We start from the raw sequence: 21064 nt of genomic DNA, 5'->3' as shown, positions 1-21064 counted from the left end.
AGATCAATGGCCCGAAATCATCATCAGATGTTCGACGATAGGGCCGAGCGCCAGCGCGGGCACATAGGTCAGCGCACCGACGAGCACGAGCGTGCCGAGCAACAACACGACGAAGAGCGGCCCATGCGTCGGCAGCGTGCCGGGCGTGACGGCGATGCGTTTCTTGTTGGCGAGGGATCCTGCAATGGCGAGCACGGGCACGATGGTGCCGAAGCGGCCAAACCACATCGCGATCCCGAGCAGCACGTTGTAGAACGGGGTATTGACCGTCAACCCGGCAAACGCGCTGCCATTGTTATTTGCGGCGGAGCTGAACGCGTAGAGCACTTCCGAGAAGCCGTGCGGGCCCGGATTGGCAATCCCGGCCGTACCGAGCGGCGAGAGTATGCCGATGGAAGTGCCGACGAGCACGAGCAACGGGGTGAGCAGGATCGCGATCGAGACCATCTTCATCTCGTACGATTCGATTTTCTTGCCGACGTATTCGGGGGTACGGCCGATCATCAGGCCCGCGACGAACACCGCGAGCAAGGCGAAGACGAGCATGCCGTAGAGCCCGGAGCCGACGCCGCCGTAGACCACTTCGCCAAGGTCGATCAACAACAGCGGCACGAAGCCGCCGATCGGCGTCAACGAATCGTGGGTGTTGTCGACGGCGCCGCACGACGCGGCCGTCGTCGCCACCGTGAAAATGCCGGATTGAGCGATGCCGAATCGCACCTCCTTGCCTTCCGCGTTGCCGCCTGCCTGGCCATCCGAAGCACGTTGGTCGACCGATAACGTCGAGAAAAGCGGATTGCCGGCCTGCTCCGCACTGATCTCACCCCAGCAGGCGAGTGCGAATGCAATCGTCATGGCCGCGAGCACCGCGACGCCCTGGCGGCGATCGCCGATCATCCGGCCGAACACGATGGGCAGTGCGGCGGGAATCACGAGCATGGCGATCAGCTGCACGAAGTTCGATAACGGCGTCGGGTTCTCGTACGGGTGCGCAGAATTGGCGTTGAAGAATCCACCGCCGTTCGTGCCCAGCATCTTGATCGCTTCTTGCGACGCGGCCGGGCCCATGGCGAGAGTCTGCTTGTCCGCCTGCCGGTCCTGCATGATCGGGTTGCCCTTCGCATCCTTCTGGGCGTTGCCTTGCGCGTCGGTCTTCGGCGCCTGGTAGGTCGTCACCTGCAGGGTCGACACCTCCTCGTAGGCCTTGAAGTTCTGTATCGCGCCCTGGCTCACGAATACCAGCGAAACGACGATCGCAAGCGGCGCAAGGATGAAGAGCGTGATGCGCGTGAGGTCGACCCAGAAGTTACCGATGGTCTGGGCCGTGTGCCGCGCGAAACCGCGGATCAGCGCGACCACGACAGCGATGCCGGTCGCCGCCGACAGGAAGTTCTGGACGGTGAGCGCCGCCATCTGGGTCAAATAACTGGCTGTGGCCTCCGGCGTGTAGTTCTGCCAGTTCGTGTTCGTCACGAAGCTCACGGCCGTATTGAATGCCGCATCGGGCGTCATCGGGCCAAAACCCTGCGGATTCGCGGGCAGCCATGACTGCAACCGCAGGAACGCGTAGACGGCGAGCGCGCCCAGCGCGTTGAAAAGCAGCACGGCCAGCGCATAGCGCTTCCATGACATTTCGGCATCGGCATCGACGCCGGCAAGCTTGAACAACAGGCGTTCGATGGGACGACCGATACGGCGAACGACGATGGACGAACCGTCGAGCACGCCTGTCATGTACCGGCCAAGTGGAAAGGCCAGGGCGATCAGCGTGACGATGAAGAGTGCGGTCTGCAACAGGTCGTTCGCATTCATTCGAGTTCCTCCGCCCTGAGGAGCGCGTACACGAGGTAGGCGAACAACAACGTTGTCGCGGCTGCCGCGAGCCAGATCATCCAGGTCATCATGGCCGGCCTCCCGGGGCGCGGTTACCGAGCCTCTCGCATCCGGCCGCCAATCCAACGGTGATTGCCAGGAAAAGGGCAATCCCCGCGATATAGATCAAGTCCATTCTTCTCGTCTCGCTTACGAACCATGACAGCCTGAAGCGTAGAGGAGGGGGCGTAAAGGCAGGGACAAGACTGGGGGCGGGGGCGTAAAAAACGCGTAAAGACGATTCTCCCCTCGCCGAAGAGACCGGCCGGACGTTCGGGCATTTCCGTAGGAATACCCGGAACGCTTATCGCAACATACGGAAGTCCCGCCATTCGCGTGCCCGAAAGACTGAACAATGGAGCCCCCGTCTCACGGCACGCGCTGCAAGCGTCGCCCTACATCGAGGGGTTTGGCATGTCCGTTTACACAGAACACGCGAGGTTCTTTTCGCTCCCGGCCACAACCGCTACGGAGCAAGACCGCGCAAAGCACGAGGTATGGCAATCGCTGGGATCGCGCACCAAGGCCTTGCTGAGTACCGACGGTACGTTGACATTGCTGCTCGACGCGTTTTCCGGCGAAAGCATCGAGACCGTGCTGCTCGCACAGCACGCCGAGCGCGCCGATGCGGTATCGGCCTGCGCCACCATGAGCCTCGGTCCAGACGAAGCAACGACACGGCGAGAGGTCGTGCTGCGAACCGCGCTGAGCAAGCGCAATCTCGTGTATGCCGAGTCTCGCATCGCCGATGCGCGCTTGCCGCCGCCGCTGCGGGCACCGCTGATGCAAGGCACGCTGCCCATCGGCTTGTTGATGCGCTCGGCGCGTATCGAGTCGTTCCGCGAACTGCTCGACTGGGGCATCCACCCACTCGACGAAGCGCCTTGCCCGAACGCATGCTTCGACGCCACGGAACTCGTCTATCGCAGCTACCACATCGTCGTGGCGGGCCGCCCTTTGATGCGCATTACCGAGTACTTTCCGCGCGGCCTGTTCGAGGGCGTCGATGAATAGCCCGACATCACCGGTTCTGATCGTCGGCGCAGGTCCTGTCGGGCTGACCACCGCATTGCTGCTGGCAAGACAAGGCATCCGTTCGACGGTCCTGCAACGTGGCTCCGACGTCCTGCGAACCGGATCGCGCGCCATCGTGTTGCTGCGCGACACGCTCGAAGCGTTCGACGCAGCGGCGCCCGGCACGGGCGCGCGGTTGGCCGCACGCGGTATCACCTGGCGTGTGAAGCGGACCTACCACAAAGATCGGCTTCTTTTCAGCGAAACCTATCCGGAATCGAAGGACGCGCGCTACCCGCTCTTCGTGAACGTCTCGCAACAGGAAACCGACAGCGCGCTACTGGATGCCGCGCGCACGCAGTATCCGGATCACATCTCGGTCGTCTTCGATCAGCACGTGACGGGTTTGCGGCAAACAGAGCGACATGTCGTGGTCGTTACAGAAGAGGGCCGGGAGTTCGTCGCGGATTTCGTCGTCGGCGCGGACGGCGCACATTCGAATATACGCAAGCTCCTGGGCATCGAATTGATCGGCCGGCGATCCGAAAACCGCTTTCTCATCGCCGATGTTCGCGCCGAATTGAACATCGAATACGAGCGCCGTTTTTATTACAGCCCGCCCGGCAATCCAGGCTATCAGGCCTTTATGCTGCCGCAACCCGACGGGGTCTGGCGCTTCGATTGGCAGGTCGCGCCCACTACGCGTCTCGAGGACTTGACCCACGGCGATGGCCTCCACACGAAAATACGCGCGCTCATCGGACCGGATATCCCTTATGAGGTGCTATGGACGAGCCTCTATCAGTTCAACAATACGCATGCGAAGACATTCGGCGCGGGCCGGGTCTTCCTGGCTGGCGATGCCGCGCATCAGTTCAGCCCGTTCGGCGGGCGAGGGCTCAATTCGGGCATTGGCGATGCGCGCGCGCTGGCCGCGCATCTGGCGCGCGCGATCGGGGATAAGACCGCGATTTATTCGCTCCCCGGGTACAACGCGGAGCGACAGAAAGCCGCCGTTGCCAACCTCGATGCAACGGGAAGAGTGCTTCGTGTGCTCGTTCCCGCCACACCGCTGCATCGCGCGGTCCGTCATCTTGCGCTGCGGGGCGCGCGGCATTTCGCATTCTGCCGTCGATACGTCGACTCCGGCCCGTATGCGGTGTCCCAGCGTCCGACGACGCAAATCGAATGAAAGGCCGGTCGATGCATATCGCTTAGGCGCTTAGGCGCTTAGGCGCTTACGCAAGCCCCACGCCAAACGAACAAAAAATGGGCGGCTTCTGTAGAGCCGCCTCGGTGCAGAGACGATCGGCAGCGATGCCGTTATTGAAGATTGCCCTGGCAGAGGTACTTGATCGACAGATAGTCGTCGAGGCCGTACTTCGAGCCCTCCCGGCCGTATCCCGACTCCTTGATTCCGCCGAACGGCGCCGCTTCGCTCGATAGGGCGCCCTCGTTGATGCCGACGATGCCCGCTTCGAGCGCCCCCGACACGCGCTCGATCCGCTTGATGTCGTTGCTGTAGAAGTAGGCCGCCAGGCCGTAGGGCGTCGCATTGGCGGCTTGCACCGCCTCGCTTTCCGTCTCGAAGCGGAAGAGCGGCACGACCGGCCCGAACGTTTCTTCGCAATAGAGCTGCATACTCGGATCGGCGTCAGCGAGCACCGTCGGCGCGTAGTAGTGAGACCCGAGGTCAGTCAGACGTTTGCCGCCCGTGACGATGCGCGCGCCGCGCGTCAGTGCATCGTCGACATGCCGCGCAATCTTGTCGACCGCGCGCGCATTGATCATCGGGCCGATCTGCGAATGCTCGTCGCTTGCCGGGCCAATCTTCAATGCACCGACGCGCTCGCCCAGCAGAGCTGCGAACCGCTCGAACACGCCCGACTGAACATAAACGCGGTTCGGGCATACGCACGTCTGTCCGCCGTTGCGGAACTTGGAGACCATGAGGCCTGCCACCGCGGCTTCGAGATCGGCATCGTCGAACACGATGAACGGTGCGTTGCCGCCGAGTTCGAGCGAAAGCTTCTTGAGCGTATCGGCCGACTCGCGGGCCAGATACTTGCCGACTGCCGTCGAGCCCGTAAACGTGATCTTGCGCACGCGCGCATCGTGCAACCAGTCGGCAACGGCCGGCACCGCGCGCTCGCGCGAGGTCGTAATCAGATTGAGCACACCGGCAGGCACGCCAGCCTCGTGTGCAAGCATGACGAGCGCGCTGGCCGTCAGCGGTGTGTCCTCGGCCGGCTTGCCGACCACGGTGCAACCTGCTGCCAGCGCGGGCGCGATCTTGCGCGCGATCATCGCAAGCGGAAAATTCCATGGCGTGATCGCGGCGACGATGCCGATCGGCTCTTTGACGGCGCTCATGCGTTTGCCGCGTTGCTGCTGCGGAATCAGATCGCCATAGATGCGCGTCGCCTCTTCGGCGAACCAGGCAACATAGGAAGCACCATAGGCGACCTCGCCACGTCCTTCGGCAAGCGGCTTGCCCTGTTCGCGCGAGATCAATGCGCCGAGCGCATCCTGATTCGCGACGATCAGCGCGTGCCAGCGTCGCAGAATTTCCGCGCGGGTCTTCGGCAACGTCTCGCGCCAGGCGGGCAGGGCGGCCGCGGCGGCATCGGTGGCCGCACGCGCATCGGCGGCCCCGCTATCGGCCACCTGGGCGATGAGTTCGTCCGTGGCAGGATCGGTAACAGCGAAACGCGCGCCGTCCGCCGCCGGCACCCAGCGTCCGCCGATGAAGTTGTCCGTGCGAATCAGCTCGGACAGTTCGAATATGCGTGTCATCCGTGGCTCCTTGTCAAACCTGTTCGATGCGCGCGGCAATGGCCGCACCCACATCGCGCGTGGTGGCGTTTCCGCCGAGGTCGCCCGTGCGCGGCCCTTCCTTGAGCGTCGCTTCGATGGCGGCGAGCATTGCGTCGTGAGCCTGCCTTTCCTTGCCGGCATGCCCGCCGACGAAATCGATCATCATGGCCGCCGACCAGATCATGGCGATCGGATTGGCAATGCCCTTGCCCGCGATGTCGGGCGCGGAACCATGCACCGGCTCGAACAGCGACGGGAACGCACGCTCCGGATTGAGGTTGGCGGACGGCGCAAGGCCGATGGTGCCCGTGCATGCGGGGCCGAGGTCGGAGAGGATGTCGCCGAAGAGATTCGTCGCGACGACAACGTCGAAGCGATCGGGGTTCAGTACGAAGCGGGCACAGAGAATATCGATGTGCTGCTTGTCCCACGCGACGCTCGGGTACTGCGTGGCAATTTCCTCGGCACGCTTGTCCCACCAGGGCATGCTGATCGCGATGCCATTGCTCTTCGTCGCGACGGTGAGCTTCTTGCGCGCGCGCCGCGCGGCCAGATCGAATGCGAACTTGAGTACACGTTCGCTGCCATGCCGCGTGAACACGGCTTGCTGCACGACGAATTCGCGCTCGGTCCCTTCGAACATCACGCCGCCAACCGACGAATACTCGCCTTCGGTATTCTCGCGCACGATCCAGCAATCGATGTCGCCGGCCCGGCGACCCGCGAGCGGAGACGGGACGCCCTCGAAAAGACGTGCCGGACGCAGGTTGATGTATTGGTCGAATTCACGGCGGAACTTGAGCAGCGAGCCCCACAACGAGATGTGGTCGGGGACTTTCTCGGGCCAGCCGACGGCACCGAACAGAATGGCATCGCAGTGCGACAACCGCGCTTTCCAGTCGTCCGGCATCATCTGGCCGTGCTTTTCGTAGTAGTCGCAGCTCGCCCAGTCGATGTGCTCGTACTCGATCGCTATGTCGAAGCGGCGGCATGCCGCGTCGAGCGCGCGCAGCCCCTCGGGCATGACTTCGGTGCCGATGCCGTCGCCGGGAATGACGGCGATCCGATATGTACGGGCCATGGCGGAGTTCTTCCATGAAAGTTGAATTACAGTCATTTTATTTCGCGCCGTTCGATTTAGAATCGGGGTTTTGGTTAATCGACTGTTCACGAATCGTGTATAAATCAGGCCCCCTATGGATTCCGCCCGTGCGCCGGAGCTGAGCGACCTGCGTGTCTTTTGCACTGTCGCGCGCTGCTCGAGCTTCAGCGCCGCGGCCGACGCGCTCTCCGTTTCCGCGGCCTATGTCAGCAAACGTGTGAGCATTCTCGAGGCGACGCTCGGCACGCGGCTCCTGCATCGTTCGACACGGCGCGTGACGATCACCGAGGCTGGCGAACGCGTCTATGCCTGGGCGGAAAAGATTCTCGACAACGTGGAGCAACTGGTCGAAGACGTCTCCACGACGCGGCGCATTCCGCGCGGCACGCTGCGCATTTCGAGCAGCTTCGGCTTCGGCCGCCACATCCTTGCACCGGCGCTGGCTCGGTTTTCCGAGCGCTATCCCCAGTTGAGCGTACGTCTCGATCTATTCGACCGGCTCGTCGATGTCACGGGCGAAGGATTCGATCTCGACATCCGCATCGGCGACGAGATCGCCCCGCATATGATCGCGAAGCGGTTGGCTTCGAATCATCGCGTGCTGTGCGCATCGCCCGCCTACCTGGAGCGCTATGGCGCGCCGAAGCAGCTGAGCGAACTGGTGTCCCACGCTTGCCTGGCGATCAAGGAGCGCGACCATCCATTCGGGGTGTGGCGGCTCGACGTTCGGGGCGAGCGCGTTTCAGTGAAAGTGACCGGGCCGTTGTCGACGAACCATGGCGAAGTGGCCGTGCAATGGGCGTTGGCCGGACGCGGCATCGTGCTGCGCTCCATGTGGGACGTGGGGCGTCTCATCGAAGCGGGTTTGTTGCGGCGGGTGCTTCCCGAGGTGACCCAGCCGGCCGACATATGGGCCGTGTATCCCGCACGTCTGACGCAGTCCGCCAAGGTGCGCGCATGTGTCGATTACCTTGCCCAGACCCTTGCGCAGCCGGGTGCCGAGGTGGCCGGGGACGAGGTACGAGGCGGACCCGAATCGCCGGTTTAGCTGTGCGGAAACAAGACTTCGAGCGGATAACTGTTCTTCACGAACGGCGACTTGATGATCACGTAGCTGAAATACTTTTCGATGCCGATATTGCGTTCGAGTAAACCCTCGATCACGCTTTGATAATGGCTGACGCTGCGCGTGACGAACTTGAGCAGGTAGTCGTAGCCGCCGCTTGCCAGGTGGCATTCGACGATTTCGTCGATATTGCGAATCGCGGCGACGAAACGGTCGAAATCTTCGCGGCGATGATCGGCGAGCGTTACTTCCGTGAAGACGATCTGCACGTCGCCCAGTTTTTCGAGCTGGATCTGCGCTCCGTAGCCGGCGATGTAGCCGGCTTTTTCGAGGCGCTTGACGCGGATGAGACACGGACTTGGCGAAAGCCCAACCGCATCGGCGAGTTCGACGTTCGTAATGCGCCCGCGCTTCTGGAGTTGAGACAGAATACGCAGATCGATTCGATCCAGCTTGCAATCCCCGGTCATCGTCAGTGGTCGCCTGAAAGCCCGTCGAAAACGTGACGGCTACTTTAGCATGCGCGCGCGCCGAATCCGCAATCGGGAATCGGCAAACGCCGTTTCATGAGGATCGAAGCTCAATAACCACGTTCCCGATCGATCTCACCGATCATCGGCAGACCGGCGCGATAGCGAGCGAGATTCTCGAGGACGGCTTCGACCGCTGTCTCGGGACGCGTCGCGCTCGCGATATGCGGCGTGATGCGCACACGCGGGTGAGTCCAAAGCGGATGACCCGCCGGCAACGGTTCGGGCTCCGTTACATCGAGGAGCGCATAACGCAGGTGGCCTTCGTCGAGCAGCCGCAGCAAATCGTCTTGCCGCAGGTGCGCGCCGCGCCCGGTCTGAATCAGCGACGCCCCGCGCGGCAGTTTGCGAAGCAGATCGGCGTCGAGCAAGCCGTGCGTGGCCGCCGTCAACGGCAGCAGGCATACGAGAATGTCAGTGCGTGCCAGAAAGGCGTCGAGCTGAGCCGCGCCGGCGTAGCATGCGACGCCCTCTAACGTGTGCTGCGAGCGGCTCCAGCCCGCGCAGTCATAGCCGAACAAGCGCAGACGTTCGAGCACCGAGGTGCCGAGCATGCCGAGCCCGAGCACACCGACGCGGCAGGTCGAGGCGGGCCGCAAAGGGATTTCGCGCCAGACCTGCTGTTGCTGCTGCCGCGCATAGTCGAAAAGATCGCGATGCAGGCTCAACACGCCCTGGCAAACATACTCGATCATTCCCTCGACGATACCGGGCTCCACCATGCGGACCACAGGAACGTGCCGCGGAATGCCGCCCAGATCGAACTGGTCGACTCCGGCGCCCACGGAAAAGACGATTTCGAGGTTCGGCAGGGTACGGGCGGGGTCCTCGGGAGGCTGCCACGCAGCGAGGTAGCGGATCGAGGCCGGGTCCCCGACATCGGGCCATAGACGAAAAGCGAGTTCGGGCGCGCGCTGCGCGAACAGTCGCGCCCAGATTTCGCCTCGGGCCGGATCGGCTTTATAGAGAAATGTCACTGCCGCCCTCAGCCGATTGCCTGATTGATGATGCCGTACTGTGCAAAGCGCTCGTCGCGTGGCCATGCCGAGCCGGCGCCGCGCGCCATCTTGACGACCGTGTCGACACGCGCGAGGCCGAGCGCTTCGAGCCAATCGGTCAGCCCGCTATCGGCAGGGACGTCGATCCGCACGAAGGCACCGGGGCTCGATGCGAGCCAATGACCGATCAGCGCTTGTGCGCGCAACGGATCCGCCGCGTAGGGTGTCACCACAGGGCCGATCGCCTGCCCGCGCCCGAAGCGGCGAAAGAGCGCGAAGCCGATCAACTCCCCGTCGCGCTCGAGCCCGATGCCGTCGGCAGACTCGAGCAGCGCGGGCAGTACGGTCGTCCGATCGAGACCGCTCGCACGCGAAGCAAGCTCGACGAGACGCGGGGTATCGCGCTCGCCGATGGGCCGCAGCCGCTCGTTCGGCGGCAAGCTCGGCAGCGCGGGCACACCGGCATTGCCCTGGTGCTGATCGAGCGCGCCGATCGCCACGAAGCCCAGTTTTTCGTACAACGGACGACCTGCGGGTGTCGCATGCAGCATAGCTCGCCGCGAGCCGAGCTCCTCGAGCGCGAGCTCGGTCAGGCCCCGGCCGATACCCATGCCCTGATGCGCGGGCGACACGATGATCATGCCGACGGAGCCTGCCTCCACACCGTACTTCCAACTGAACGCGGTGCCCACCACGCGTCCGTCGCACTCGGCCACGAAGCCGTTGCCGAGTCCGGCGACGAACCGCCAGTCGTCCGCGCGGTGCGGCCATTTGAGTTCTGTCGTCAGAGCGTGAGCGGCGCCGATGTCCGCTATAGCAAAGGGCCGGTAATGGATCCGAGTCGACACGCTTTCCCCTTCGTTGCCTGTAATGATCCGCCCACTTTGGCATGCGCTCGCGCGGGTGACTAGGACGATCTTTTCATGTGCGAAACGCGCTGCTCCGGTCAGGCTGCTCCGGTCGGTTCCGCCGGGTTGCGTTCGGACCCTCCGTCCCGGCGCGTCCCCGCCACAAGGCACGCGCATTGCTCGCCTACGGTATAAGCGTCTGGCAACACCGTCTCTGACACCGAATCGAGAGGGAGCGAACATGACTGATCGACCACGGCCGCCACTGCCTGAGCAGCAGCAAAACGAGGTTCCGGGCAGGACGGCGCCGATGCACCCCCAACCCGACCATGGTGAGCAAAGCTACCGCGGACATGGGCGTCTTGCCGGGAAAGCCACACTCGTGACGGGCGGCGACAGCGGGATTGGCCGGGCGGTCGCCATTGCCTTCGCCCGGGAAGGCGCCGACGTTGCGATCGCCTATTTCGACGAACACGACGACGCGCGCGAGACCGCCCGCTGGGTCGAGCAGGCGGGGCGCAAAGCCGTGCTGATCGACGGCGATCTCGCCAATCCCGCCCATTGCCGCGAGGTCGTTTCGCGCACGATTGCGGCGTTCGGGCGCATCGACGTACTCGTGAACAATGCGGCCTATCAGATGGACTACGACTCGATCGAGGAGATCACCGACGACGAGTGGGACCGTACGTTCGATGTGAACATCGGCGCGATGTTTCGCCTCGTGAAGGCCGCGCTGCCGCATATGAAGCGCGGCAGCGCGATCGTCAATACGACGTCCGTGAATGCCGACAAGCCGCGGCCCACGCTGCTGCCGTATGCCACGACGAAGGGTGCGATCCAGAATTTCACGGGCGGCCTGGCCCAATGGCTGGCCGAGCGAGGGATTCGCGCGAACTGCGTCGCCCCGGGCCCGATCTGGACGCCGTTGATTCCGGCGACGATGCCGCCCGAGAATGTCGAATCGTTCGGCAAGCAAACCCCGATGAAGCGTCCCGGGCAGCCGGCGGAGCTGGCGCCGGTCTACGTGATGTTGGCGAGCGACGAGGCGAGCTACGTGTCCGGCGCGACCGTCGCGGTGACGGGCGGCGTGCCGATCATTTGACGAGCCCGCCATGCCGATGACGAGCGATATCGCCGGCAGCAGTGTTCCGGCAATCGATGCGCGCGCACGCGAAATCGACGCGCAGGTGCATGCTGCCACTGCGCCGCAGTGCGCGCGGCATGGCCTGCTCGAAGCGGGCCGCAACTGCGCCACGATCCGCCGGGCCGATCGTTTCGCAGTCCTGATCGATGGGGAAGCCTACTTTTCCGTCCTGCGCGAGGCTTTGAAGCGTGCGCGGCATACGATCTTCATCGTGGGCTGGGACATCAACAGCCGCATCAGACTCGTGCCGGACGGGGCCAACGACGGATTTCCAGAGCCGCTTGCGGAATTTCTGCAAACCCTCGGGGCACTCAGGCGCCATTTGCGCATCTACATCCTCGCCTGGGACTTTGCCATGATCTACGCGTTCGAGCGCGAATGGCTACCCGTCTATCAAACCAGTTGGCGCTCGCATCATGCGCTGTCGTTCAGGCTCGACGGCACGCATCCGCGCGGCGCATCCCATCACCAGAAATACGTCGTGATCGACGACCGTCTGGCATTCGTCGGTGGCATGGATCTGACGCGTTCCCGCTGGGATACGCGGGCTCATGCGGTCGACGATCCCCGCCGTCGCGATCCGAACGGCAAGACGTATGGGCCGTTCCACGACGTCCAGACCATGTTCGACGGCGATGCCGCACGCGCGATCGGCGAGCTTGCGCGGCAGCGATGGCAGCGCGCTTGCGGACGTTCGATCCCGGTCCAGGCCGAGTCTGTGCACGGCGAGGAACACGACCCTTGGCCGCCGGATGCAACCGTCGAGTTGCGCGACGTCATGCTCGGCATCTCGCTGACCGAGCCCCCGCATCTCGGCCGCGAGCCGCTGCAGCACGTGCGCAACCTGACCGCCGATCTCATCGCGGCGGCACGCGAGCATATCTATATCGAGAACCAGTACTTCACGGCAGCCGTGGTTCGCGAGTCGCTTGCATCGCGCCTTGCGGAACCGGACGGTCCGGACGTTGCGGTCGTCGTACCGCGGATGCAAAGCGGCTGGCTGCAAGAGGCGACGATGGGCGTATTGCGCGCAAGGCTGCATCGCGCACTCGTCGAGGCCGATGTTCACGATCGCTATCGAATGTACTGCCCGCATATCGAGGGGCTCGGCACGCGCTGCCTGAACGTGCACAGCAAAGTCATGATCGTCGACGATCGCGCGATCACCATTGGTAGTGCCAACTTGAACAATCGCTCGATGGTGCTCGATACGGAATGCAACATCGCGATCGATGCCAACGGCGACCCGGCGGTGCGCGCGGCGATCGCGCGCTGGCGCAACCGTCTGCTCGGCGAGCATCTGGACGTTCCGGAGGCCGAATGCAAAAAAGCGCTCGAACGCACGGCGCGGCTTCATGACGCGATCGCGTCGCTCTCGCGCGACGAGGCGCGGACCCTGCAACCTTTCACGCCCGTCATCACGAGCGATCTCGATGCCGTCGTCCCGATCAGCGCCTGGCTCGATCCGGAGCAGCCGATCGAGCCGGAGGCGCTGGTACGCGAGTTCGTTCCCGAAGAGCACGGCCGATCGCTGACCGCGCGCCTGTTGCTGCTCGGCACGCTCGTGCTGGCCATTGTCGCGCTGACGGTGATCTGGCGTTTTACGCCGCTCGGGCACGATATCAATCTCGCGTCGATCGTGCATTGGGGCCGGCGCCTCGGCACACTGCCGCTCGCGCCATTGATCGTACTGGGCGGATATGTCGTCGCGGCGGTCCTGTCGGTGCCGATCACCGTCCTGATCGCCGCAACCGGCCTCGCCTTCGGAGCCTGGCCGGGCTTGGGCTATGCGCTCGGCGGAACGCTGCTGGCGGCGGCCGCGACTTACGGGATCGGCGTCAAGTTGGGGCGCGATGCGGTGCGCCGGCTGGCCGGGGCGCGTGCCAATCGGCTCAGCGAGCGTATCGGGCGACGCGGAATAGTGACCATGATGATACTGCGTCTCTTACCGATCGCGCCGTTCACCGTCGTGAACCTCGTCGCCGGGGCATCGCATATCAGTCTGCGCGACTACTTGGTCGGGACGATGCTCGGAATGCTGCCCGGCACAGTGTTGACGGTCACGTTCGCTCACCAACTGGTGGCCACGATTCGCCATCCTGGCGGGGGAGCCTGGGCGACGCTCGTGGCCATCGGCGCAGCCCTCGTCGGCGCGTCGGTGCTGTTGCAACGGTGGTTGAGCCCGCGCCGATGATTGCACAAGCCAGCCCAGTCGAGGCGATGGAGCCCGACACGCTGCCCGAGCCAGCCGAAACGCCGGTCCGCGCGGATGTTGCATGCGCGCTGCGCATCGCCACCTACAACATTCACGGCGGCCTCGGTGCGTGGACGACGCATTCGGCGCACCGAATGGAGCAACGGGTCGCGCAAGTCATCGCGGAATTGGATGCGGACGTCGTCGCGTTGCAAGAAGTGCCGCTGGGCGGCAGCGATGCGCCCGATGTGCTGGCGCATCTGCGCGACACCACGGGGATGTATGCGGCGGCAGGGCCGACGCTCGACACGCCGCGGCGGCGCTACGGCAATGCCGTGCTCTCGCGTTTGCCGATCCGCGCGGCGCGCACGCTCGATCTGTCGTTTCACGGCCGCGAGCCGCGCGGCGCACTCGATGCGGATATCGCGTGCGGTTCGGTGCTGCTGCGCATCGTCGCGACCCACCTCGGGTTGTCCGCAGGCGAACGCAGTACGCAGGTGCGAGCGCTGCTGAACGCGTTCGACACGACCGAGTTGCCGGTGATCCTGCTCGGCGATATCAACGAATGGTTCGTACGCGGCAAGGCCTTGCGGACGCTCGTCACGCATTTCCGGCGCGCGCCGGCTCCGCGTACGTTCCCGACGTTTTGCCCGATCTTCGCGCTCGATCGCATCTGGGTCCACCCGGGCGAATGGCTGACGGACGTCAGCGTGCATCGCAGTGCACTCGCTCGCACAGCGTCGGATCACTTTCCATTGATTGCCCAGATCGAAGTGCCGGCCGCTTCGCCCAAACCGGGAGCCACCTATGACAACCGACGACTTGACTGACCGCGCGCTGGATTACTGGTGCGCCCGTGCGCTCGTCGACGACGACGAGGAAATCCGCTTCGTGGCGATCGAGCCCGAGCTCGTCGTCACGCTCGCGCACGGCGAACTGCGCCTGCTCGATCGGCGCTTTGCGCCGAGCTCGGACTGGGCCGATGCGGGCATCGTGCTGGAGCTGGCACGCGAGCTGACACTCACGACACGGGACGACGGATCGGCGCTTTGCCGGGCGCGCTTCGCAGACTGCGAAGAAACGGGGGAGGCCGCCGGGGCAACGCTTCGTACCGCGCTGCTGCGCGCATTCGTGCAGGCGCGCTGCGGCAGCGAAGTCGACGATCGACTCCCCGACGCGCCCCATGCGGTGCGCCGCGGCGCCATTGTGCCGATCGACGCCGGCGGGACGGCGCCCACCTACGCCGAAGACGGCCCACGCGAGAGCGACCCGACCGGCGATATCCGCTCGATACCGCGCACCTGATCGCCGCAGCGCGCCGCCTCGCACGCGCCTGCACGGTCCGCATTCTTCGCAGCAATTGTCATCGATCGCTACGGGTTCGAGTAGCGAGCGGCCGGGGCCGCTTGCCTACGATGAAGCGACGGCGCACTGACGCTCGCGTGCGCGACCTGCGAAGGAGTTCATGGATGGGTGCGATTCAAGCGAAGAACATCGTAATCGTCGACGGATACTCGATGGGCCGGGAACTGGCGCATGACCTGAAGACGATGGGTGCCGAGCTCTTTCATTTATGCTCGACGCCCGAGCCGCCTCCCGTCTTTCGGGCGGGAATCGATGCCACGCCTTACCGCGCCGATCTCGGCTATCTCGGTGCCGAGGATGAAGCGGCCCGCATGCTATTGGCGATGGACATCGATCATGTCCTCGCCGGCTCGGAGATGGGTGTGAGCTACGCTGAGCGGCTCGCCCATCTCGTCGGCGCACCGACGAATCTCTATCCGCTCGTTGCCGAGCGGCGCAACAAGTTCCGCATGATCGCGGCACTGCACCGCCGCGGCTTGCTGGCGGCGGAGCAGGCGCTCGTCGACAGCGAGAACGAGGCCGTTGCCTGGGCACAGCGCCAGGGCACTTGGCCGCTCGTGGTCAAGCCGCTCGACAGCGCCGGTTCGGACAACGTCACGATCTGCCGCAGCCTCGACGAGGTGCGCACGGCCTGTCGAAAGGCCTTCGCGGCGCATACGGTGTTCGCGCAGCCCAATCGGCAGTTGATCGTTCAATCGTGGCTCGACGGCACGCAGTACATCGTCAATACCGTCAGCCGAGACGGTCGCCATTTCATGACGGACGCATGGCGCGTCAACATTCGCCTGCTGCCCGGCTACGCCATGGTCATGGAGGACTTCGAACTGCTCGCACCGGAATCGCGTACCGCCTCCTCGTTGTTGCGCTATACATTCGATGCGCTCGACGCGCTAGGCATCGTGAATGGCACAGCGCACAGCGAGTTGAAATGGACGGCTCGCGGTCCAGCGATGATCGAAACGGGCGCGCGCCTGATGGGGGCGGCGATGGATCGCGACTCGTATGCCGCCGCCGGGCTGAAGACCCAGTCGATCTACCACGCCCTGGATTTGATGCAGCCGGAATGGATGAACGAGATGCGCCGGCGCAGCGATCGATATTTGCCCGGGCGCCATCTGACGAAGGTGTTCTTCGCGTTCGCTGGCGATGGCGTCATCACGGGTGTCGACGGCCTCGAGCGGCTGCTCGAACTGCCGACGTTCCATGCCATCTACCGGACACTGCCTGTCGGTACGCGCGTTCATCTCACGACGGATTCGACAGGGTGGGGCGGCGCCATCTATCTCGTTCACGAGGATGCGGCGCTGATCGAGCGCGACCGCGAGCAGATTCGGGAATGGGACGCCGAGGGGCTGCTCTACGAGATCGACTACGAGACCGTCGAAGCCTCGGCTGCGGCCTGCTGAACGGAGTGTCCCATGAGCTTTTACGGACCTTTTCAGGCAATGGCCGCGATATGCCTGCAAGCGCTTGGGCAGGTGCTTTATACCTATTTTCTTTCCGGCATTCCCGAACCCGTATTCGTCTTCGGCAGTTTCTTGCTCACGACGCTCATATTGAATTTGAAAAACGGATTCAGCATGCCGCGGCGCGATTACGACCTGCTGATTCGCAACAACGTCTACACCGCCATCACCTATCTCTGCTTTTTCTTCGCCTTGCGCGAGCTCGATCCTTCGGTCGTCGTGGCGATCGACACCGGCGTTGCGCTGATCGTCGGAGCGCTGTCCGACAGCATCAGAAGGCGTGCGTGGCCCACACCTCGCAGATTGACCATATGCACAGGCGTTCTCGTCGCCTGCCTGCTGCTCGGGGCGAGGCAGTTCGATGGCGCGGGGCATGCCGGGCTGAATCGCCTGTCGATCTGGATCGCCATGGCGGCGACCGCGGTCACGGGGGCCTCGTCGGCGCTGACGATGTCGGTTTGCGCTGAGCTTGCCGAGCGCGGCTGGTCGCGTTCGCGAATCGTTTCCCAGCGTTTTTATTTGACCGTTTGCGCGACGCTCGTTTGGTGTCTGGCGCTCCCTGATTCGCTACATATCGCGGTGGACGGCGGTACCGTCGGCATCGCGGTTGTCGTCACCCTGGCGGGGGTCATGCTCCCGATGCTGCTGTTGCAATCCGCCGTGCAACTGAGCGGACCGTTTGCCGTCCTCGTTTGCATGTCCGTTCAACCGTTCATCTCGCTTTTGTTGGCGACTTCCGCAAACCTGCAGACATTCGATTGGCGCACGGCCCTGGGCATTGCCATCGTTTCGTTGCTCGTCGTCTTCGACGTGGCGGCCGACCGGTCTGCGCCGCGCCGCAAACGCGCGATCGCAAGCGCCCCGACGCAGCTCGCCTCAGGAACGACGACCTGATCGTAGCTGTGCCGCCGCAACAGTGTGACGATTCGTTTTGGCGGCGCCCAATTCGCATCCGCAACGCTGCGCAGCATCGCCGCCGCTACATTGCGAGGAGGTATTGGAACGTCTTAGGGAGAGTCGAATGCAGATTCGTCGCGGTAATGCAGCAACGGACGCGGGGCGGGCCGAGACGCAGGAGCGCCGCGCGGCTGGCACATCCGGACCTACGGCGATGCCGACCCGCTCGGCCAGGCTCTCGATATTTCCGACTTCGCGCGGCGACGCTGGCTCGCGGGACTCCGAAGCGTCGTCGGCCGGGCGCCCTCGAATCCGAACATTGGCCAAGCTCGGGCTCGTCGCCGCCGGCGCGGGCGTCGGCGTCGCCATGATGGCAGGCTGCAGCAGCAGCGGCGTAGCCGGACAGCCGACGGGTGCATCCTCGCCGCCCGCAGCGCCGTCCTCGTCGGGGCAATCGACCGACCCGACGCCGACCGATTCGCCTACGGTGTCGAGCACCGTGCAGGATCCGAGCACGAGCGCCGCATCGCCCACGAGCGTGCCGTCACTGCCTCAACCCTCGACCTTGAGCGTTCCCGCAGCACAATTCGCGCTGGATCAGGCTTGTGAGAAAGAGGCATTGCTCGTTGCGGCTCAGGTGCCACCCTCGAACCCTGATCTAGCCCGAGCCCAGCAGACCTTCGTGCAAAAGTACGAGACTCTGATTGGCCAAGGGCGCGCGCTGAAGCCGGCCTTGGACGCATACATGATAGAGGAGGAGAGCGCCACAGGACCGGATGGCAAGGTGGTGCCCGAGCCGCCCGAAATTCGCTCGGCGCGCGATGCGCAAATGAACGCGGACATCGAGTTACTTCGCGCTGAAGTCCAGCAGGACCCAACTAATGGCGAGTTGCAAGACGAGCTGAAGCAAGAACAACTCTCGCTCCAGAGGGCAGACTCGACGATCCCGGCCGCGTCCCCCGATCAATCGGGCAGCGTCCAACTTCCTTCGTGGCTTTCCCCCGGTTGAGCAGCGCGTGAGTCAAACCGTTCGAGGGGACTGAAAAGGCCCCGTGGAACCACGGATCTCGAGTTTGGCCGCGATCTCGGTGCCGGGCCCCGGAGCGCAGCCCTTGAGCATATCGAGCAACGATTGCGCTGCTGCGCGCCCGATCTCGTTCGTGTCGACCCACATCGTCGTCAACGCGGGATCGAGTTCGCGGGCAAGCGCGATATCGTCGAAACCCGTGATCGACAATTGACCAGGCACGGCAATCCCCAGCGCTTGCGCTTCCAGCAACGCACCGATGGCCAGGTTGTCGTTACCGCATAAGATCGCACTGGGGCGCACATCCGGCGTAGCCCATATCTTGCGCAAGCTCGCGCGGCCGAATGCAATCGACGAGGGCCCTTCACAAAAATGCACCGGCCGCACCGCAAGCCCATGCGCCGCCAGCGTTTCATGCACACCACGCAGGCGCGCTTGAACGCGGTCATTATCGACTGACGGTTGCATGATGACGGCGATATCCCGATGTCCGAGTTCGAGCAAATGCGCGGTCAGCCTCGCGAAGGCTGCGCGATTGTCGAAGCCGACGCAGCAATGCGGACTTCCCTCGCGATAAGCGTAGGTGACGACATATGGCACACGGCGATCGATGAGGAGTTCGAACAATTCGGCAGGATAGGATTCGCCCACCACCGAAACCGCTTCGACGCCCCGTGCCAGCATCGCGCGCACTTGCGTGAGCGCCTGCGCCGGATCGTAATTCGAGCATCCGAGAAAGAGCGTGATGCCCTGCTCAGCCATCACGGACTGCATCCCGGAAACTTGCGACGCGAAAACGTGATTGTCGAGTGTCGGGATGATCGCGCCGGCGATATGCGAACGTGTCGAGGCAAGGGCGCGTCCGGCGGCGTTCGGAATCCAGTTCAAAGCCCGCGCGGCATCATGCACGCGCTGCTGCACTTCGGCCGATACCTTACCGGGCTCGTTATAGACGCGCGACACCGTTGCCGTCGATACGCCGGCGAGCTTGGCGACGTCGCCCAGCACGGAGCGTCCCGTACCGCGCCGCGCGCGCGGGGCAGGGGATGCCGCGGCGGCGGGCACTGCGCGCGAGCGCGAAGGCGTTGTGCTCATGCGCGGTTCACCAAAAAGGCCGGCGTGCGGCAACACTGAAACGAGCCACGTAAGCCGCGAATCGATTCATCGATCATCGTCGTTTACCCTCGAATTGCCAGGATGGGGTTGCATCTCCTAGGTCGTCCATGCGAATGTAAGCGCTGACAGCCTATCTGTCCACCGATTATGCCAGCTGCCCCGCCTGCCTAGCGCAATTTGTTCCATTCGTTTGCCGGCCAGCGGGTATAAATCGGATGAAAGTGTAAGCGGTTACACGGCACCGAAAAGACATGGAGACATCCGCAATGAGCGAAACCTCGGCAGTCCCCGTCGCTCCGCCGCGCATCAAGCGTGCGCAGCAGATCGCACTCACGCTTCTGATGATCAGCGGCGTCGTCAATTATCTCGATCGCGGCACGCTCGCCGTAGCCAACGCCTCGATCCGGGCGGACCTCGGGTTGTCGCTGAGCCAGATGGGCGTGCTTCTTTCGGCGTTTTCGTGGAGTTACGCGCTGTGTCAGTTGCCGATCGGCGCGTTGGCCGACAGAATCGGACCGAGGCGGCTGCTCGGCCTGGGACTCATCGTCTGGTCGCTCGCCCAGGCGGCGGGGGGGCTCGTATCGACGTTCGGCTGGTTCATCCTCGCCCGCATCGCACTGGGCATCGGGGAAGCGCCCCAATTTCCCTCGGCGGCCAGAGTCGTCGGCAACTGGTTCCCGCTGCGAGCGCGCGGCACGCCCACCGGAATCTTCAACTCGGCATCGCCGCTGGGCACGGCACTGGCACCGCTCCTGCTGTCGATTCTCGTCGTCTCCTTTCACTGGCGCTGGGCATTCATCGCGACCGGCGCGGTTGGACTCGCTGTCGCCGTGGTCTGGTTCATCCTCTATCGCGACCCGGTGCGTGCGCAACTTTCGGCCGACGAATGCCGCTACCTCGATGCCGACGCTCAGGAAGTCGTCACGCAATCGAACGTGACGTTTGCCGACTGGCGCAGCCTGTTCCAGCATGGCACGACCTGGGGCATGTTGATCGGCTTCTTCGGTTCCGTTTATCTGAACTGGGTCTACCTGACCTGGCTGCCCGGTTATCTGACGGCCGAGCGACACATGACTCTCATGCGTACGGGCGTTGCCGCATCCGTTCCGTTCTTTTGCGGCTTCCTGGGCGCATTGTCGGCCGGTTGGCTCTCCGATCTCGTCGCGCGCAAAAGCCGCTCGACCGTGATCGCACGCCGCAATGCGGTCGTCATCTGTATGCTCGGCATGGTGGTGTTCACGATTCCGGGTGCGCTCGCACAAAGCAATATCGTCGCGCTCGCCTGCATTTCGGTCGTGATTTTTCTGGCGAACGCCGCCTCGGCCTGTTCCTGGGCGCTCGCCACGGCGGCGGCGCCGCAAAGCCGCATTGCCTCGCTCGGCGCGATCCAGAACTTCGGCGGCTTCATTGGCGGCGCGCTGGCGCCGGTCCTCACGGGCGTCATCGCACAGAAGTGGTCGTTCGTTCCGGCGCTCCTGACCGCCGCGGTCATCGCCTTCGTCGGCGCGATGGCGTACCTGCTGCTCGTCAATAAGCCGATCCCCGAACACGAGCCCGGCGCCGCCAATGTGCCGCTGCCGGCCTGATCGGGCGACAAGCCCGCACTCA

19 protein-coding genes are annotated in these 21064 nt (G+C 64.1%); 11 read left to right on the top strand and 8 right to left on the bottom strand.

Annotated elements, in window-relative coordinates; genetic code table 11:
• Positions 1 to 3: 3 nt before the first annotated feature.
• Together kdpA and kdpF are read right to left on the bottom strand one after the other, a co-directional pair.
• Positions 4 to 1812, bottom strand: coding sequence for a potassium-transporting ATPase subunit KdpA (gene kdpA / locus ACO1XS_RS08850; protein ID WP_331574332.1), 1809 nt, complete (start codon positions 1810 to 1812; stop codon positions 4 to 6).
• The gene (gene kdpF / locus ACO1XS_RS08845) at positions 1809 to 1901 is read right to left on the bottom strand and encodes a K(+)-transporting ATPase subunit F (protein ID WP_331574356.1); all 93 of its coding nucleotides are present in this window, start codon (positions 1899 to 1901) and stop codon (positions 1809 to 1811) included. The genes kdpA and kdpF overlap by 4 nt, the downstream gene beginning before the upstream one ends.
• Before the next feature lie 385 nt (positions 1902 to 2286).
• On the opposite strand from kdpF, the gene ACO1XS_RS08840 reads away from it, so the two are divergent.
• Positions 2287 to 2886, top strand: a complete 600-nt coding sequence (locus ACO1XS_RS08840; RefSeq protein ID WP_331574330.1) for a chorismate--pyruvate lyase family protein — start codon at positions 2287 to 2289, stop codon at positions 2884 to 2886.
• Entirely contained in the window at positions 2879 to 4078 is a 1200-nt protein-coding gene (locus ACO1XS_RS08835) for an FAD-dependent monooxygenase (protein WP_486390467.1), read from the top strand. Before ACO1XS_RS08840 ends, ACO1XS_RS08835 begins: the two co-directional genes overlap by 8 nt.
• A gap of 131 nt (positions 4079 to 4209) precedes the next feature.
• On the opposite strand, the gene ACO1XS_RS08830 is transcribed toward ACO1XS_RS08835, so the two are convergent.
• Positions 4210 to 5682, bottom strand: a complete 1473-nt coding sequence (locus tag ACO1XS_RS08830; RefSeq protein WP_331574326.1) for an NAD-dependent succinate-semialdehyde dehydrogenase — start codon at positions 5680 to 5682, stop codon at positions 4210 to 4212.
• Between the two features lie 13 nt (positions 5683 to 5695).
• The gene (locus ACO1XS_RS08825) at positions 5696 to 6784 is read right to left on the bottom strand and encodes a tartrate dehydrogenase (RefSeq protein WP_486390466.1); all 1089 of its coding nucleotides are present in this window, start codon (positions 6782 to 6784) and stop codon (positions 5696 to 5698) included.
• Between the two features lie 115 nt (positions 6785 to 6899).
• Here ACO1XS_RS08825 and ACO1XS_RS08820 point away from each other — a divergent pair, with 115 nt between their 5' ends.
• Complete coding sequence (locus tag ACO1XS_RS08820; protein ID WP_486390465.1) at positions 6900 to 7853, top strand: LysR substrate-binding domain-containing protein; 954 nt, start codon at positions 6900 to 6902, stop codon at positions 7851 to 7853.
• Here the strand turns inward: ACO1XS_RS08820 and ACO1XS_RS08815 are convergent.
• From ACO1XS_RS08815 to ACO1XS_RS08805, 3 genes are all read right to left on the bottom strand, one after another.
• A complete protein-coding gene (locus ACO1XS_RS08815) occupies positions 7850 to 8341 on the bottom strand; it encodes an Lrp/AsnC family transcriptional regulator (protein ID WP_331574322.1) in 492 nt (163 codons plus the stop codon). The two genes, ACO1XS_RS08820 and ACO1XS_RS08815, sit on opposite strands and share 4 nt — an antisense overlap.
• Before the next feature lie 110 nt (positions 8342 to 8451).
• On the bottom strand, positions 8452 to 9378 hold the full coding sequence (locus tag ACO1XS_RS08810) for a 2-hydroxyacid dehydrogenase (protein ID WP_331574320.1): 927 nt from the start codon (positions 9376 to 9378) through the stop codon (positions 8452 to 8454).
• Between the two features lie 8 nt (positions 9379 to 9386).
• Complete coding sequence (locus ACO1XS_RS08805) at positions 9387 to 10247, bottom strand: GNAT family N-acetyltransferase (RefSeq protein ID WP_486390464.1); 861 nt, start codon at positions 10245 to 10247, stop codon at positions 9387 to 9389.
• A gap of 241 nt (positions 10248 to 10488) precedes the next feature.
• Here ACO1XS_RS08805 and ACO1XS_RS08800 point away from each other — a divergent pair, with 241 nt between their 5' ends.
• The 7 genes from ACO1XS_RS08800 (at position 10489) to ACO1XS_RS08770 (ending at position 18322) form a co-directional block, all read left to right on the top strand.
• Positions 10489 to 11349 (top strand): SDR family oxidoreductase, encoded by an 861-nt coding sequence (locus ACO1XS_RS08800; protein ID WP_331574316.1) that lies wholly within the window; start codon positions 10489 to 10491, stop codon positions 11347 to 11349.
• Positions 11350 to 11365: 16 nt separating this feature from the next.
• Positions 11366 to 13585 (top strand): VTT domain-containing protein, encoded by a 2220-nt coding sequence (locus ACO1XS_RS08795; protein WP_486390568.1) that lies wholly within the window; start codon positions 11366 to 11368, stop codon positions 13583 to 13585.
• Positions 13582 to 14415, top strand: a complete 834-nt coding sequence (locus tag ACO1XS_RS08790) for an endonuclease/exonuclease/phosphatase family protein (protein ID WP_486390463.1) — start codon at positions 13582 to 13584, stop codon at positions 14413 to 14415. The genes ACO1XS_RS08795 and ACO1XS_RS08790 overlap by 4 nt, the downstream gene beginning before the upstream one ends.
• The gene (locus ACO1XS_RS08785) at positions 14393 to 14890 is read left to right on the top strand and encodes a phage protein NinX family protein (protein ID WP_486390462.1); all 498 of its coding nucleotides are present in this window, start codon (positions 14393 to 14395) and stop codon (positions 14888 to 14890) included. The genes ACO1XS_RS08790 and ACO1XS_RS08785 overlap by 23 nt, the downstream gene beginning before the upstream one ends.
• Before the next feature lie 164 nt (positions 14891 to 15054).
• Positions 15055 to 16356, top strand: a complete 1302-nt coding sequence (locus tag ACO1XS_RS08780; protein WP_486390461.1) for a hypothetical protein — start codon at positions 15055 to 15057, stop codon at positions 16354 to 16356.
• A 12-nt stretch (positions 16357 to 16368) separates the two neighbouring features.
• On the top strand, positions 16369 to 17310 hold the full coding sequence (locus ACO1XS_RS08775) for a hypothetical protein (protein ID WP_486390460.1): 942 nt from the start codon (positions 16369 to 16371) through the stop codon (positions 17308 to 17310).
• A 127-nt stretch (positions 17311 to 17437) separates the two neighbouring features.
• On the top strand, positions 17438 to 18322 hold the full coding sequence (locus ACO1XS_RS08770) for a hypothetical protein (protein WP_331568156.1): 885 nt from the start codon (positions 17438 to 17440) through the stop codon (positions 18320 to 18322).
• A 12-nt stretch (positions 18323 to 18334) separates the two neighbouring features.
• Here the strand turns inward: ACO1XS_RS08770 and ACO1XS_RS08765 are convergent, their stop codons facing one another.
• A complete protein-coding gene (locus ACO1XS_RS08765; RefSeq protein ID WP_486390459.1) occupies positions 18335 to 19435 on the bottom strand; it encodes a LacI family DNA-binding transcriptional regulator in 1101 nt (366 codons plus the stop codon).
• A 287-nt stretch (positions 19436 to 19722) separates the two neighbouring features.
• Between ACO1XS_RS08765 and ACO1XS_RS08760 the strand changes: the two genes are divergently transcribed.
• Positions 19723 to 21042: an MFS transporter gene (locus ACO1XS_RS08760; RefSeq protein ID WP_331568154.1), complete on the top strand. Its 1320-nt coding sequence runs from the start codon at positions 19723 to 19725 to the stop codon at positions 21040 to 21042.
• Positions 21043 to 21064 lie beyond the last annotated feature (22 nt).

The sequence above is a fragment of the Trinickia sp. genome, from assembly GCF_057351765.1.
This window is presented reverse-complemented; position numbering and strand designations above follow the sequence as displayed.

Excerpts from the sequence above, each read along its gene's own strand:
- kdpA (WP_331574332.1), bottom strand. The coding sequence starts at position 1,812 with ATGAATGCGAACGACCTGTTGCAGACCGCACTCTTCATCGTCACGCTG.
- kdpF (WP_331574356.1), bottom strand. The coding sequence starts at position 1,901 with ATGACCTGGATGATCTGGCTCGCGGCAGCCGCGACAACGTTGTTGTTC.
- ACO1XS_RS08840 (WP_331574330.1), top strand. The coding sequence starts at position 2,287 with ATGTCCGTTTACACAGAACACGCGAGGTTCTTTTCGCTCCCGGCCACA.
- ACO1XS_RS08835 (WP_486390467.1), top strand. The coding sequence starts at position 2,879 with ATGAATAGCCCGACATCACCGGTTCTGATCGTCGGCGCAGGTCCTGTC.
- ACO1XS_RS08830 (WP_331574326.1), bottom strand. The coding sequence starts at position 5,682 with ATGACACGCATATTCGAACTGTCCGAGCTGATTCGCACGGACAACTTC.
- ACO1XS_RS08825 (WP_486390466.1), bottom strand. The coding sequence starts at position 6,784 with ATGGCCCGTACATATCGGATCGCCGTCATTCCCGGCGACGGCATCGGC.
- ACO1XS_RS08820 (WP_486390465.1), top strand. The coding sequence starts at position 6,900 with ATGGATTCCGCCCGTGCGCCGGAGCTGAGCGACCTGCGTGTCTTTTGC.
- ACO1XS_RS08815 (WP_331574322.1), bottom strand. The coding sequence starts at position 8,341 with ATGACCGGGGATTGCAAGCTGGATCGAATCGATCTGCGTATTCTGTCT.
- ACO1XS_RS08800 (WP_331574316.1), top strand. The coding sequence starts at position 10,489 with ATGACTGATCGACCACGGCCGCCACTGCCTGAGCAGCAGCAAAACGAG.
- ACO1XS_RS08795 (WP_486390568.1), top strand. The coding sequence starts at position 11,366 with ATGACGAGCGATATCGCCGGCAGCAGTGTTCCGGCAATCGATGCGCGC.
- ACO1XS_RS08790 (WP_486390463.1), top strand. The coding sequence starts at position 13,582 with ATGATTGCACAAGCCAGCCCAGTCGAGGCGATGGAGCCCGACACGCTG.
- ACO1XS_RS08785 (WP_486390462.1), top strand. The coding sequence starts at position 14,393 with ATGACAACCGACGACTTGACTGACCGCGCGCTGGATTACTGGTGCGCC.
- ACO1XS_RS08780 (WP_486390461.1), top strand. The coding sequence starts at position 15,055 with ATGGGTGCGATTCAAGCGAAGAACATCGTAATCGTCGACGGATACTCG.
- ACO1XS_RS08775 (WP_486390460.1), top strand. The coding sequence starts at position 16,369 with ATGAGCTTTTACGGACCTTTTCAGGCAATGGCCGCGATATGCCTGCAA.
- ACO1XS_RS08770 (WP_331568156.1), top strand. The coding sequence starts at position 17,438 with ATGCAGATTCGTCGCGGTAATGCAGCAACGGACGCGGGGCGGGCCGAG.
- ACO1XS_RS08765 (WP_486390459.1), bottom strand. The coding sequence starts at position 19,435 with ATGAGCACAACGCCTTCGCGCTCGCGCGCAGTGCCCGCCGCCGCGGCA.
- ACO1XS_RS08760 (WP_331568154.1), top strand. The coding sequence starts at position 19,723 with ATGAGCGAAACCTCGGCAGTCCCCGTCGCTCCGCCGCGCATCAAGCGT.